The 13,400-nt window shown below is 53.7% G+C and carries 14 protein-coding genes; 4 read left to right on the top strand and 10 right to left on the bottom strand.

What is annotated here, in order from left to right; translation table 11 throughout:
- A partial coding sequence (locus tag ABNS66_RS15325; RefSeq protein WP_348655382.1) for a type I restriction endonuclease occupies positions 1–1,200 on the bottom strand: 1,200 nt, incomplete at its 3' end.
- A gap of 216 nt (positions 1,201–1,416) precedes the next feature.
- Between ABNS66_RS15325 and ABNS66_RS15320 the strand changes: the two genes are divergently transcribed.
- On the top strand, positions 1,417–1,863 hold the full coding sequence (locus ABNS66_RS15320; protein ID WP_027872551.1) for a helix-turn-helix domain-containing protein: 447 nt from the start codon (positions 1,417–1,419) through the stop codon (positions 1,861–1,863).
- Positions 1,864–1,869: 6 nt separating this feature from the next.
- Positions 1,870–2,439: a PIN domain-containing protein gene (locus ABNS66_RS15315; protein ID WP_027872552.1), complete on the top strand. Its 570-nt coding sequence runs from the start codon at positions 1,870–1,872 to the stop codon at positions 2,437–2,439.
- Between the two features lie 117 nt (positions 2,440–2,556).
- On the opposite strand, the gene ABNS66_RS15310 is transcribed toward ABNS66_RS15315, so the two are convergent.
- The 5 genes from ABNS66_RS15310 to ABNS66_RS15290 all read right to left on the bottom strand — a co-directional run bounded on the left by ABNS66_RS15310 (position 2,557) and on the right by ABNS66_RS15290 (position 7,261).
- Positions 2,557–3,165: a hypothetical protein gene (locus tag ABNS66_RS15310; protein ID WP_027872553.1), complete on the bottom strand. Its 609-nt coding sequence runs from the start codon at positions 3,163–3,165 to the stop codon at positions 2,557–2,559.
- A 275-nt stretch (positions 3,166–3,440) separates the two neighbouring features.
- Positions 3,441–3,626, bottom strand: coding sequence for a hypothetical protein (locus tag ABNS66_RS15305; protein WP_348655381.1), 186 nt, complete (start codon positions 3,624–3,626; stop codon positions 3,441–3,443).
- On the bottom strand, positions 3,614–4,228 hold the full coding sequence (gene rhuM / locus ABNS66_RS15300; protein ID WP_051170768.1) for a RhuM family protein: 615 nt from the start codon (positions 4,226–4,228) through the stop codon (positions 3,614–3,616). The genes ABNS66_RS15305 and rhuM overlap by 13 nt, the downstream gene beginning before the upstream one ends.
- 62 nt (positions 4,229–4,290) lie before the next feature.
- Positions 4,291–5,652: a restriction endonuclease subunit S gene (locus ABNS66_RS15295; protein WP_027872554.1), complete on the bottom strand. Its 1,362-nt coding sequence runs from the start codon at positions 5,650–5,652 to the stop codon at positions 4,291–4,293.
- Entirely contained in the window at positions 5,642–7,261 is a 1,620-nt protein-coding gene (locus ABNS66_RS15290) for a class I SAM-dependent DNA methyltransferase (RefSeq protein WP_027872555.1), read from the bottom strand. Before ABNS66_RS15290 ends, ABNS66_RS15295 begins: the two co-directional genes overlap by 11 nt.
- A gap of 170 nt (positions 7,262–7,431) precedes the next feature.
- Between ABNS66_RS15290 and ABNS66_RS15285 the strand changes: the two genes are divergently transcribed.
- A complete protein-coding gene (locus ABNS66_RS15285) occupies positions 7,432–7,926 on the top strand; it encodes a TIGR00645 family protein (protein WP_027872556.1) in 495 nt (164 codons plus the stop codon).
- 50 nt (positions 7,927–7,976) lie between these two features.
- Here ABNS66_RS15285 and rdgC read toward each other — a convergent pair whose 3' ends face one another.
- Complete coding sequence (rdgC, locus tag ABNS66_RS15280) at positions 7,977–8,894, bottom strand: recombination-associated protein RdgC (protein WP_027872557.1); 918 nt, start codon at positions 8,892–8,894, stop codon at positions 7,977–7,979.
- Between the two features lie 81 nt (positions 8,895–8,975).
- Positions 8,976–10,601, bottom strand: coding sequence for a hypothetical protein (locus ABNS66_RS15275; protein WP_027872558.1), 1,626 nt, complete (start codon positions 10,599–10,601; stop codon positions 8,976–8,978).
- A gap of 136 nt (positions 10,602–10,737) precedes the next feature.
- On the opposite strand from ABNS66_RS15275, the gene ABNS66_RS15270 reads away from it, so the two are divergent.
- On the top strand, positions 10,738–12,588 hold the full coding sequence (locus ABNS66_RS15270) for a sodium:proton antiporter (RefSeq protein WP_027872559.1): 1,851 nt from the start codon (positions 10,738–10,740) through the stop codon (positions 12,586–12,588).
- Between the two features lie 9 nt (positions 12,589–12,597).
- Here the strand turns inward: ABNS66_RS15270 and ABNS66_RS15265 are convergent, their stop codons facing one another.
- Complete coding sequence (locus ABNS66_RS15265; protein ID WP_027872560.1) at positions 12,598–13,041, bottom strand: nuclear transport factor 2 family protein; 444 nt, start codon at positions 13,039–13,041, stop codon at positions 12,598–12,600.
- A gap of 103 nt (positions 13,042–13,144) precedes the next feature.
- Positions 13,145–13,400 (bottom strand): amidohydrolase family protein (locus ABNS66_RS15260; protein WP_348655380.1); only part of this gene is annotated, 256 nt, incomplete at its 5' end.

Genomic DNA, 13,400 nt, shown 5'->3' with positions numbered 1-13,400 from the left:
GCCACTGCTGCGCCCTTTTAGCAGCTCTCGCAGCTTGGCGCGGCTCTCCACACTCACAATGGTCTGGTCGCCCACATAGGTTTTGGCATTGGTGAACTGCTTGGAAAGCTGGTCGTCCAGGTCGGTGCGATCGGTAATCAGCACAATCGTCGGGCTCTCAAAGGCCAGGCTCTTCATCAGCAACCGGCTAAGAAACAACATGGTGTAGCTTTTACCGCAGCCGGTGGCACCAAAGTAGGTGCCGCCCTTGCCATCACCCTCTGGCTTGCGGTGACGCAGAATGTTCTCGTAGAGCTTGGTGGCCGCGTAGAACTGGGGGTAGCGGCAAACGATCTTCTCTTCTTTCTTGGACACATCCGGGAAGTAGATAAAGTGACGCAGCACCTCCCGCAAGCGACGCTGGTCGAACAAGCCTTCCAACATGGTGTGCAGAGCATTGATGCCATCTTGCTCGATGGTTTCATCGCCGGTGACTTTGCGCCAGGTGTAATAGAAGTCGTAAGGTGCAAACAGTGAGCCCACCCGGCTGTTCACGCCATCACTGATGACACACAAGGCGTTGTACTTCATCAACTCGGGAATATCGCGCTTGTAGCGGGTGGTCAGCTGCACATAGGCATCATGGATTGTTGCCTCTTCTCGCACCGCGCTCTTGAACTCAAACACCACCAAGGGCAAACCATTGATGTAGAGCACCGCATCGGGAATACGCGTCTCGTTGCCCTCAACCGTTAACTGGCTGACTACCCGGTAGGTATTCCAGTCATCGCGCTCCAGGGCATAGCCTTCTTCGTCATGTGCTATTACGGCATCCAGCGAGTCGGGGTCAGGCATTCTCGCCTCGGGCAGCCCCACGTAATCAATGAGCTGAATGTAGAGGTCTTTCTGGCTTTTGTGCCGGGCATCAGCCACGGCTTCGCGTTTGAGCAAAAAACCATCAGCCACCAAGCGGTGAATCGCCCGGTTAGAGTCATACAGGTCAGCCGCAGAGAAGGCCTCAAGCTTGCGAATAATGGCGTCGATTTCACCTGAGGTGATGTTGTCGCTGGCATAGCGGCGCATCAGATACGCCCGCAGGTCGTCTTTAAGCAACACCTCCCTCGTGTCGCGGGCTAGCTCACCACCCAGGCTATGGGGGTAACCCTGCTCACCCAGCAGGTCGATAATGGCTATCTCCAGCATGGCTTCATTAAAGCTCATCTATCACTTCATCCTTGTGCCAATTCGCCATTCCTGCACCGATTTATTAGACGTACGGCTCAGCGTTGGTGCAAAGCTTGGATGTTACCGCGACTTCGATTACCCGTGGAAGGAAAGCCCTTATTTTTCATTTTGTTTATTTCGTTTATTTCGTTTATATTGAGCAGACAATAGGCCACTGGCCGTGCGGCAATCTTGCCACGTAGGAGGAAAACCATGAACAATGTATTGCACATGCCTAATCCAACGGAGGTTGAGCAAGCTAAAGAGAGCAGCCGGACTCTTTCTAAGTACACCGATGCTGAGCGAGTACAGCTATCGTTAAAGGGCAGTAACGGCGAGTCCGATGACTTGGTTTTGCCCGGTCATGTCCTGCAAATACTGCTGGATGTGCTGGCAGAGATGTCCAAAGGTAACGCAATCAGCCTTGTCCCCCATCACCAAGAAATCAGTACTCAGGAAGCGGCAAATCTACTGAACGTCAGTCGCCCCTTTCTGGTGGGCTTGCTGGAAAAGGGTGAGATCCCCTTCCGGAGGGTCGGCGCGCACCGCCGGGTACTGCTCACAGACCTTATGGCGTACAAGGAGCAAACACAGCAAAAGCGGAACGACGCACTGAATCAGCTAACAGCACTATCTCAGGACGAAGGTATGGGGTACTAGAGACCCATGAGCAAGTTTACCGTGGTATTTGATGCTTGCGTGCTGTATCCCGCACCGCTGCGGGATACCTTAATGCGGTTGGCAATGATTGACCTATTCAAGGCACATTGGACCGATCATATCCACGAGGAATGGATTCGCGGACTGCTCCGCACAGGCCAGCACAGCCGAGACAAACTGGAAGCCACTCGTCAGCTGATGGATACACACATCTTGGACGCGAAGGTAAGCGGTTATGAAGGCCTGATAGACACCTTAGAACTGCCAGATCCAGACGACCGTCATGTATTGGCTGCGGCTATCCGCTGCAATGCAGATGCCATAATCACCATGAACCTAAAGGACTTTCCGGAACACAAACTTCGCCCCTTTGGCATTGAAGCCCTGCATCCGGACGAATTCATCTTCTACCAAATTGATATGGCACCTGGGCCATGCTGCTCAGCCCTTCGCCAACAACGTCTGGCGCTAAAAAGCCCAACAATGAACGTTGAGACCTTTTTGGCGACACTACAAAGACAGCAACTCCCGCAAACAGTGTCTTTGCTTAAAGACTACATCTCACTGCTCGACTAACAGCACTAAATAATGACAGTTCTTCCAATTTTTCTTCCTTAAAGAACCTTCCGTTTATACCGATCCCTATGGCTAGCTTCTTACAACCGCCCCACTAGCGCGCTTACATCGTACTTATTATCTGTGAGCGTCCAAACTAATCACATTGTCTGGTATCGGGCCAGACAACGCTGCCTGATCCAGTAACGCAAAAAACTCCCGGTCCGGCCAAACACAGTCTTTTCGTCCTTTGACGCTACAAGGCCGGTGGGCTAGCCAAGCACTAAGCCGATAGCCTGTAATTTCAGCAAGGTTAATCGAATCGTAGTAGAGCATATGCTCGATATCACTCGCCATCCGATTCATTGTGCCCTGCACCGAGCGGTCGCAGACCGAATCCACCTGCAATCGATGCAGCATTTCGGCGGCCAGCGCCATCTGTCGGTCGTTGGCGCCACATTTCAGCAAAGTATTCATCAAGGCATCACTAAACCACCAATCCAGGTTCGCCAAGTCTGCTTTTTTCAAGGCGGGAATAAATACCGGAAAGCGCGTTTGATCATGCACCAGTAATACGCAGTTGCGCCGCTGTAGCGTCAACAGATTCGCATGCCAGCTACCCAATGGGCTGGGAGCAGCATCATCCCGCTCGGCAAGGTAAATCGTCTTTTCCCTCAGTGGTAATAGGCCCGCCTCGTTCACCGGCAGCTTCGCCATTAACTTCTTGGTGGCATGAATGGTCATCATAGTGACAGTTTCCCGAGCAACTACCCGGTTTTTACAGATAGTTGGATTTGCAATGAAATAAGATAGTCTTTATTTTTCAACCGGTTAGAAGGCTTCGCGCACCACCATGGGGTTTGCTATGAAATACCTTTAGGCCCAAGCGGGAATGTAGCGAGCCTATCGCTTGGATTCTATTGGGTTTTGGCCTCTTTAAGCCCCAGAATCTTCGATTCCGATGATGCCGTTCGCCAAAGATCAACTTGTTCAGCACTGATATTCATGGGCTAAATTGCCTTTTAATGATAACGATGAACTACCGAGAAGTGCTCGGCAGTTGGCGCAAAATTGGCGACAACTGCCCCGAGATCCAGCTCGTCTTCCTGGAACACCATGTTCATGTGCTTACCTACGGTTTCCACACTCCATCCAAACAAAGTGCTGGCTTCGCCTTTGGTGATCAACTGCTGCTTTAACGCCAGCAAAGCCTGCATACCCTCTGGCAGGGCAATGTGCCGCCGCTCTGCCCATCAGGCTCTTCCAGTAGCCCCTCGTCATAGCGCTGCAGCCAGAGAAAGGTCTGGGTATAGCGAGAGACAATATCCACCAAGCCACGGCCCGCCTCACTGCTCAGCTCCGGGCGCTTCGCCGTGCGCTGAATCAACAACAAGGCCTGCTCTAACTCGGCCGCATTGCGCTCAAAGCGCGCCTTATCCAGCGCATAGCCTTGAGTCAGGTATTCCCGCAGCACACGAGTAGACCACTGCCGAAAACGCGTGGCTTGACTGGAGTTTACCCGGTAACCCACAGAAATAATGGCATCGAGATTGTAGTGCGTCAGAGTTCGACGTACCTGCCGCTTACCTTCCTGACGAACTACCGAGAAATCCTCGGTAGTTGCCCCCTCATCCAACTCCTTGTCTTGATAGATGTTCTTCAAGTGAAGACCAATATTGTCGGTAGAGGTGGCAAACAGCTCCGCCATCTGGCTCTGAGTTGCCCAAAGGGTCTCGCCCTGCAGGCGCACCTCCACTTGCTGTTGGTCGGTTTCAAAGATAAGCAGTTCATTCATCGGATTGGTGCTCATATCGCCGCCCTGCGATCGCTACACAGGCAAAACACCATCATGCCCAACGCCCAACCCATACGCTATAGCGCCTCGGCCAGCTGCTTTTCTGCCTCGGGAATGCGGAGTTCACCGGAAAGGAGTTTGGGGAGAAGGGTGTCCCTAATTTTAACCAACACCCGAAGTTCCTTATAATTTCCAACAAGTCGTCCATGCATCGGGCCAGTGATCTTGGAGAACGCACTAATCGCAGAATGACTAGCCTTGAGGGTGACAAACTTATCAATGTCCTTTTTCCCTAGATGGGCAACCGTCGTACCCACCTGAGCTAACTCTTCAAGCGCCAAAAGGGGGGAAAGAGAAAATTGCACATAAAAGCTATTTATATAGTCTGCTCGAGGCCTAGCCAAAAACAATCGCTGGTTGAGATAGCCATCTTCTCCGGACCACAGTACAGGCCTAAACTCCGCATCCATGCCCACTACGACATCACCACCTGTTATAAGAGTTGCCTTCGGATGCAATTCCTCACTCCACATCTGCGGAGTCCCCGTCTTTAGGTCTCTGATCCGAATAATCGGCCGCCCCTGTCTATCCTCATTAAACTGCTTTGAGGAAAAAGGGGCGCCATAAACAACTTCTGCCAACTCGTAGATGCTGCCAACCTCCCACCCCTCCGGCACCCACCCCATTTCCTCGGTAAACACAAAGCGATCGGGGAATTGCTGTTGTAGGCCATCTGGCAGGGGTTTGCGCTTATCTCCCAGGGCTTGGCGCTTGGCAGCTTTCGCTTGCAGAGCGTCGGGGATGTCATTGCCCGCCGCCAGCGCGTTGTCGATAACGGGGTCAAAGTCCACAAACCAACTTTTGAAGAGAGCCTGCGCCATGGACTCCAGCGTGGTGTTGATCTGGCGATTGAGTTCGATTTTGTCGTCTAAGGACTTCAGGTATGAAGCAATTACGCGCTGTTGTTCCCGCGCGGGAAACTCGATGGCCAGCTTACCTATCATTTCGTTGTTCAAGCTGGCTCTAGTGGACATAGTTGAGAAAGACAGCATTGTCTGCCGAAACATAGGGCTACGCAGATAGTAACCAACGTACTCCGGCACCAGGTCGTTCGACTCTTTCGGTCTCAGGCGTTTAGTAAAGCCATTGAATGTGGCATTAGGATAGTCTTTTAAGGCCACTGAGCTCATACCTAACTCGTCCATCGTTTCGCTGGTACGAGTTAGAAAAACGTCTCCGTATAAGACCGAGCACTTTACCTGTTCCTTCTCATTAGACTGCACTAATTGCGACAGGTTGGAGGGCACAAAAGCGTTGTTAAAAACGTCCTTGAAAGCCAAAAAAGGGAACCCTGAACCAAAGTCCTTTGCTGGCTTGGAAAGACCTGAACTAACATCATACAGATCAAGAAGCCGAGCTGATTGCCACTCACCGCCCATACCCAAGCCCCGCCAAATTCTCCCGAATCACCCCATCCAGCGTCGAAGCCTCATCCATCTGTTTATAAAGCGTCTGGGTAAGCTCCGCCATCTTCACCTCAAAGGGAATGCCGTCATCTTCGATCTCAGCCGCGCCCACATAGCGCCCTGGCGTTAGCACATAGTCATTGGCTTTGATGTCGTCCAGCGTGGCAGCTTTGCAGTAGCCGGGCTTGTCTTCATAACTGGCATCCTTCGCTTCACCGCGCCAGGCGTGGTAAGTGCGGGCAATCTCAGCAATGTCATCACCGGTGAGTTCTTTGTGGGTGCGGTCGATCATGCTGCCCATATTGCGGGCGTCGATAAACAGGGTTTCACCCTGGCGGTCACGGTGGTTACTGTCTGGGTGGCCGGGTATGGCCTCCGCCTTTTTGTTTTTGGTGATAAACCACAGGCAAACGGGAATCTGGGTGGTGTAGAACAGTTGGCCCGGCAGCGCGATCATGCAGTCCACCAAATCGTTCTCGATCAACTTTTGGCGAATGGCGCCCTCGCCCTTGGTATTGGTGCTCATAGAGCCATTAGCCAATACAAAGCCCGCGACGCCGCGATCAGACAGTTTGGACACCATATGCAGTATCCAGGCGTAGTTGGCGTTGCCCACCGGCGGCACGTCGTAACCTGACCAGCGCGGGTCGTCGGTGAGTTCATCGGCGCCGCGCCACTGATCCAGGTTAAAAGGCGGGTTGGCCATAATGAAGTCGGCCTTGAGGTCCGGGTGCTGATCTTTAAAGAAGGTATCGGCGGGCACCTCGCCCAAGTTGGCGGAGATGCCCCGAATAGCCAGGTTCATCTTGGCCAGCTTGTAGGTGGTGCTGGTTTGCTCCTGACCGTAAATGGAGATGTCTTTCTTGTTGCCCTGGTGGTTGTCGATAAACTTAACGGACTGCACGAACATACCGCCCGAGCCACAACAAGGGTCGTAGATTTTGCCGTGGTAGGGCTCGATCATTTCCGCCAGCAGGTTAACCACGCACTTAGGGGTATAGAACTCGCCCCCGCCCTTGCCCTCGGTGGCGGCAAACTTGCCCAGGAAGTACTCATACACCCGCCCGACAATATCCAGCTCGCTGGCAGCCTGCTGCTCCGGGCTGGCCATATCGCTGCGCACCAAAGTGTCGATATTGTTGATGGAGTCGATCAGCGCCGACAGCTTGCTCACATCAATACCCAAGCGTGAGAAATAGTTGTCGGGCAAGGCGCCTTTCAGTGCAGGGTTGCTCTTCTCCAGAGTGTGCAGGGCAGTGTCGATTTTCACCGCGATGTCGTCTTGCTTGGCCTGCTTCTGGATAGATGACCAGCGGGCTGCTTCTGGCAGGTAGAACACGTTTTTCATGGTGTAGAACTCCACCATGTCCACGTAGTCGCCCTGCCCCTCGTCAATGAGCTGCTGCTTGCGCTGCTCGAAGGTGTCACTGACAAACTTGAGGAAGATCAGGCTGAGCACCACGTGCTTGTACTCAGAGGACTCCACCGTGCCGCGCAGCTTGTCGGCGGTGTCCCACAGGGTTTGCTCAAAGCTCTTTTGTTTAGCGGGGGCTTTCTTTTTGGCAGTTTTTGTCCTGGCCATTCGGCTTCCTTACTTGGATTGGCAGTATCTATTGGCAGAATCTAGGGGCTCTGATTGTAGCAGGCAGGCGGGCATTTTATCCGTTGAGTCTCCGCGGTATCACCGTTATTATCGCGCCCAACTGCCTGTTGGCCAATAACCCTTCGTTTTAATACAGAGTCTTTACCGCCATGGAAAAAATGTTTGAAAAACTCATGTATTCATCCCGCTGGATCATGGCGCCGATCTATCTCGGCCTCAGCCTGGTCTTGCTTGCTCTTGGCATCAAATTTTTCCAGGAAATTTTCCATGTGTTTCCGCATATTCTCTCGATGAAGGAAGCAGATTTAATTCTCGTCACCCTGTCGTTAATCGACATCGCCCTGGTGGGTGGCCTGATTGTGATGGTGATGTTTTCCGGTTACGAAAATTTTGTTTCCCAGCTGGATGTCGATGATGACGCCGATAAGCTTGGCTGGCTCGGCAAGTTGGATGCGGGCTCACTTAAGAACAAGGTCGCGGCTTCTATCGTGGCAATTTCGTCTATTCATCTGCTTAAGGTATTCATGAACGCCAAGCAGATCGATAACGATAAAATTATGTGGTATTTATTGCTGCACATCACCTTTGTGGTGTCTGCTTTTGCGATGGGCTATCTGGACAAGATCACCCGCAGCGGCAAGTAAGGCAATGCGCTGGTCTGCATGATCAGCGCATTACTGCATGCTATGGCGCACTATGCGGCGCCCTCTTCCACCTCTTCGCCGCCAAAGGCGGCAATGACTGCCGGGATAAATTTCGCAAATTCGCCCGCCATAATGCTGAAGTCTGCATCGAATTGCTCGGCCATGGTATCGGCATTGATGTCGTCGGCGCGCTCACGGATCAAGTCACCAAACGCAATACGCTTTATACTCAGCTGATCATCAACCACGAAATCGATCCCGCCGGTCCATGTCATGGCCAACTTGCTGACAAACATACCAGACTGCAAATGGCTTTGAATTTGCTCCGAGGACAAGTCTTGGTTTTTGGCGCGAATGACGGCCGTTTCATCAGCGCGATCACGCAATTCACACTCTCCGCCTAATTCAAAACCGGTTGGCGCTGCGCCGGCAACCCATTCGGTCAGACAATGCTGAGCAGTGTTCTTAGCTTTCAAAGGAATGACGGGCAAACTGCCAAGGGTCTCGCGCAACAGGGTGAGAAGCTCCTCGGCCTTTTTGTGGGAGGCGCTGTCGACAAACAGCAAGCCCGCTTCAATGTCGATATAGGCGTACAGCTTTCTGGATCGCGAAAAAGCGCGCGGCAGCAGGTCGAAAACAATCTCTTCCTTCATATCCGTTCGCTCTTTTCGGCCCGGCTTGCGCCCGTCAGCTTCTTGAATTTCGCGAATTTTTTCATCGAGCACTTCGTTAACCACGGCGGCAGGCAAGACTTTTTCCTGCTGTTTAACACACAACATGACGCAGCCGTTTGCCGCGTGCAGATACTCGCTGCCGGCGTCGCCTAGGGGCTTGCTCCATCCATAGCTCGACTGCTCCTGGCTCGAACAAGGGTGGAATGCCGCGGCACTGAGCTTTTCATTAAGTTCTTCCAGGCTGGTGCTAAAGGGACGGGTAAAACGGTAGACGAGCAGATTTTTAAACCACATAAAATCGATAATTCCAGTATAAAAAAGGCGGCAAAAAGGCCGCCCATTGTAGAGTTTTTTGCCGCCGACACCAGCGCTAGCTTACTGGCTATTGGCGCCAAACTCGGCCTGCATTGCGTCGCATCGGTTAATACCGTAGGCCTGCTGACATATCTGCGCAATGGTCACATCGGCCTGTAGGCGGCACTGCCAGCGCAATGCATCAAAGCTCTCACCCTGACTCCGGCAAAAGCGCAGCGCCTGCTCTGCATGCAGCGCTTCCAGTTGTTCGCTGTAGTGCTGGTGTTTGGCAAGCAGCGCACGGCGCAGGGTTGAGATATCCTTCGCACTGCGGCGCGATGCCCAAGGCCAACGGGAGAGCAGCGCATTAGAGTCTTGCTGCCAGCGCTGATAAAGGCTCAAGGCGCCGGGCAATTGCTTGACGGCATCCGCCGCTGGTTGCTGATAGGCTTTCACCAGTGCAGATTTCAGCGCTTCCGCCCGGCGCGTGTTTAGACTCCCTACCCCCTTGGCTTTAAATATCTGCTCCAGGCGCTCAGCGTCGTTGGCTGTTAGGCCATTGAGCGCGGCGTGCTGACTTTCAGATGGCGCGCTTCCCTCGCTGCCTTCGAGCCGGTGGCTGATAAAACGCGGCTCGCCAGCACTAAGCTGCTCAATACCTACGCCAACAGCTTGCCCGTGCTGTGCGTGGTGGGCGGCGCGCAATTGACCGTAATGCCAGTCTAAATACAGACCGTGGGGGCGCAATACCCCCTGCAATAAGGCCTCGGCATCCACCTCAAATTCTGAGGTATTACCGTGGTGCATGATGCGTACTTTGTGGAAGCGGCCGCTGTTATCGATCTGGCTGCTGGCAATACTGAGCACAGAGGCCGGCAGGCTTTCACTCAATGCATAGAAATTGCCACTGTCGCAGTCGTAGGCATAGACGTTGATCAGTTGCTGGGGGACGGTGAGGTTTGGCGCTTCGCAACCGCCGATAATGCTAACCCGCTCAAAGCTGCCCGGTTCAAAGTAAAAGTAGTGACTGCGCTGGTCGGGTAATTGATAGTTAAAATACTGGCGCTCAATAACATAACGCTGGCCGCTACTGAGTTCACGGCGAATTTGTGCAACACCGCGCGGCAGGCCGTCTTGATAGTTGGCTTTGACAATGAAGGGCCCCGACACGGGACGGTAGATACTCAACAGTCTGCGGGGGGCGTTAGCGGGGCTGATATCGCGGCGATACTGGCGATACTGCTGTTTGCCCTCCATGGCAAACAACGGCGGCGATATGCGAAACACCGCTGCCGGATATTGGCTCACCCATTGGCTCTTGTGTGACTCAGCCAATACGCGTTGTTTGCTATCGCTCAAAACAAACGCGCCGCGAAAGCGTAACTGCCGCTCGCTGGCGTTATACCGAAACCGGCCATCCAAAGTGAGTGTGAGCGGCTCCCCGAAGCGATCAGAATACACCTGGGTCAGCACACCTTCTTTTGGAAAGCCAGCATCGTCAAAGCGACCGCTAAATTCGCTGCGACTGGCGCTAAACACCAATTTCCCCTCGCGCGGCATGTCGCCATTCATCCGGCCTTCAAACACTACGCTGCCCGCATCACCATCGAACAGCACGCGCTCCTGAGTAGGCAGAGCACAGGCCGACACGAGCAATACACTGGCTAAAAAGCTGTTGCGAAAAACACCCAAGGAACTACATTTCATTTCATTATCTCTTTACCCTGCGTCATCCTAGCCCGGTATTTGTGCGTAGACGTTGATCGCTGTCGCGTCTTTACTGTCTACCTCGCTTCATGCCAATGTGGCGGGCTGTAACGCAAGTTTTTAATTTTGGTGGTTTATGACCCTTACTCTGGTCAGCATTCTGGTTTTAGGTATTTTCTGTCAATGGCTGGCGTGGCGGTTCCGCCTGCCGGCCATTGTACTACTCGCTGCGGGTGGCCTGATACTTGGCCCACTCAGCGGCTGGATCTCGCCGCTGGACGACTTTGGCGACGGTTTAAAAGCCGTTACCTCACTGTTTGTAGCGATCATCCTCTTTGAGGGGGGACTGAACCTTCAGTTCCACGAATTGCGAGAAACCGCAAAAGTTACGCGGCGACTCACGTCCCTCGGGGTGATTTTTGCGTGGCTGCTGGGCACCGCCGCCGCCCATTGGGTTGGCCAGCTCAGTTGGGGCGTCTCGGCGCTACTCGGGGCGATTTTAGTGGTCACTGGCCCCACGGTAATCATGCCGCTGTTAAAACACGCCAAACTAAACCGGCGCACCGCGTCTTACCTGAAGTGGGAAGGTATTATCAACGACCCCATCGGGGTGCTGCTCGCGGTGCTGGTTTACCAGTACTTGCTGTACTCGGGTGAAGGCCCAGCGATCGGCCACGTATTAACCAGTCTGGGCCTGGCCATCAGTGTATCGCTGCTATTGGGCGGCGGCATTGCCTACGGCCTGGGAGTGAGCTTTCGTCAGGGCTGGATACCGGAATACTTGAAAGCGCCAGTAATCATCGCGTCGGTACTGGCGGTATATGCTCTGGCGGACTTGGTGCAGCACGAATCCGGCCTGCTGGCGACAACCCTGATGGGCATTGTGATGGGCAATATGCGCCTGCGCAGTCTGGATGAAATGCGGCGCTTTAAAGAGTATTTAACACTGATACTCGTGTCATTTTTGTTCGTGGTCCTCACCGCCTCACTCACCATGGAATCCATTCGCGCGATACACCCTCCGCTGATATTTATGGTGCTGGCGTTTCTGTTTGTGGTGCGCCCTCTCGCGGTGTACCTGGCAACGATCGGCGCGGGTGGCGACTGGCGCGACCGATTGTTAATTGGCTGGATCGCCCCTCGCGGAGTGGTGGCGGCGGCCTCTGCAGGTGCATTTTCACCAGCGTTGATCGATGCCGGCTTTAGTGATGCTCAGTATCTGGTACCCGCCGTCTTTATGTTGATATTTGTGACGGTACTTGCCCACGGCTTCTCATTGGGACCCCTCACCCGCCTACTGAAATTAGGCTCGCCGGGCAAAGGCCGCATCTTGATTGTCGGCGCCTCACCGTGGGCCATAGAACTCGCACTGGAGCTGAAGAACCTAAAGCAGGATGTGATCATCGCCGACAGCGAGTGGGCGCGATTACAAACGGCCCGTCAGCGCGGTATTGAAACCTGGTTCGGCGAAGTATTGTCCGATATGGCCGAGGAAGCGATGGCGCTGGACAACATATACACCGTGCTGGCGGCCACAGGTAACAACCATTACAACTCCATGGTGTGTAACCACTACGCCCCCCATATTGGACGCCACCGCGTTTTTCAGCCCCACGACAGTGGCAGCGAGCGCGAAAAACACCAAGTCCCCGAAACCCGTCGCGGAATCACCGCATTTTCAAGCAATGTATCCTACGCCGAAATGTGGACCCGGCTCATTCGCGGTTGGGGCTTTCGTAAAACCAGTATCACGGAGAGCTTCGACGAGTCCCAGTTTCTCAGCAGCCTGCCAGACGAGGCAGTGCAACTGGCCCTAATTCCGGAAAGTGGCAAGCTGGAGTGGTTGAGCAAATCCAGTCGCCGCTTGCAAAACGGCGACACAGTGATCAGCTTCGTGCCGCCGGATGCAAAGAAACTGACGACTAAACCCGAGGTGGTAACCAGTACTAAGCGCGACGGCGGCGCACCTGTGGACCTTCCGGCCTAGGGCTGCCTCTTACAAGCCCATAAAGTCGGGCACATTAAATACCCAGCTGCGCTCTTCACGGCGGCTGGAAATTTGCCAACCATTGTCGCCACGGCGGTATTCATCTACGTACCAGAGGCCCAGCATAAATACTTGGCTTTCTTCACCCAGCGGCATTTCCATCGGGTTAAAGCACATTACCCGCCCGGTTGCGCGGTCACCGTCAACGCGTATCTGAATGTTCGCGTTCAGGTGTTGGGTATTACTGAAGGCAGGCAGCGCTTCCTTCAAAAACGCGATTGTGGTCTCCACATCACCCACTGAGCCACCAAAAGCGCTGTAGTCTATCGCCGCGTCCGGCGTGAACACGTCACGCAGCTCGTCGGCCGCCTGCCGGTCGATAATATCGGCGTAATGGAATAGCAGGTCCTGTATTTCAAGGCGGTCAGAAATCTCTTGCAAGCTCAAGCTCACGGCAATGCCCTCTTATTGTTATCGTTAAAAATATAACGCCAGTACAACGAAAAACGGCAGTCTAGTGACTGCCGTTTTATCGCGCATGACCCAAGCGGGTGAATCAGTCGAGCTTGAACACACGGCGTGCGTTTTCACTCAGGAACTTCGGCCATACTTCGTCTTTCAGCGGGACATTGGGCAGATCTTTGAAGATGCGGTCCAGTGACAGCCCCATGGGGAAGTAGCCCGCGTACATCACCTTGTCGGCGCCACGGGTGTTGGCGAACTTGATGATTTCTTCCGGGTAGTGCTTGGGCGCAAACGCGGTGGTCATGTAGTACAGGTTGGGGTACTTGAGCATGAGCTTCCACGCCAGT

It is taken from the genome of uncultured Spongiibacter sp. (genome assembly GCF_964011655.1).
Lineage (GTDB): Bacteria > Pseudomonadota > Gammaproteobacteria > Pseudomonadales > Spongiibacteraceae > Spongiibacter > Spongiibacter marinus.
This window is presented reverse-complemented; position numbering and strand designations above follow the sequence as displayed.

What these genes read in the sequence shown, in the direction of transcription:
- ABNS66_RS15320 (WP_027872551.1), top strand. Translation starts at nt 1,417, where the DNA reads ATGAACAATGTATTGCACATGCCTAATCCAACGGAGGTTGAGCAAGCT.
- ABNS66_RS15315 (WP_027872552.1), top strand. Translation starts at nt 1,870, where the DNA reads ATGAGCAAGTTTACCGTGGTATTTGATGCTTGCGTGCTGTATCCCGCA.
- ABNS66_RS15310 (WP_027872553.1), bottom strand. Translation starts at nt 3,165, where the DNA reads ATGATGACCATTCATGCCACCAAGAAGTTAATGGCGAAGCTGCCGGTG.
- rhuM (WP_051170768.1), bottom strand. Translation starts at nt 4,228, where the DNA reads ATGAGCACCAATCCGATGAATGAACTGCTTATCTTTGAAACCGACCAA.
- ABNS66_RS15295 (WP_027872554.1), bottom strand. Translation starts at nt 5,652, where the DNA reads ATGGGCGGTGAGTGGCAATCAGCTCGGCTTCTTGATCTGTATGATGTT.
- ABNS66_RS15290 (WP_027872555.1), bottom strand. Translation starts at nt 7,261, where the DNA reads ATGGCCAGGACAAAAACTGCCAAAAAGAAAGCCCCCGCTAAACAAAAG.
- ABNS66_RS15285 (WP_027872556.1), top strand. Translation starts at nt 7,432, where the DNA reads ATGGAAAAAATGTTTGAAAAACTCATGTATTCATCCCGCTGGATCATG.
- rdgC (WP_027872557.1), bottom strand. Translation starts at nt 8,894, where the DNA reads ATGTGGTTTAAAAATCTGCTCGTCTACCGTTTTACCCGTCCCTTTAGC.
- ABNS66_RS15275 (WP_027872558.1), bottom strand. Translation starts at nt 10,601, where the DNA reads ATGAAATGTAGTTCCTTGGGTGTTTTTCGCAACAGCTTTTTAGCCAGT.
- ABNS66_RS15270 (WP_027872559.1), top strand. Translation starts at nt 10,738, where the DNA reads ATGACCCTTACTCTGGTCAGCATTCTGGTTTTAGGTATTTTCTGTCAA.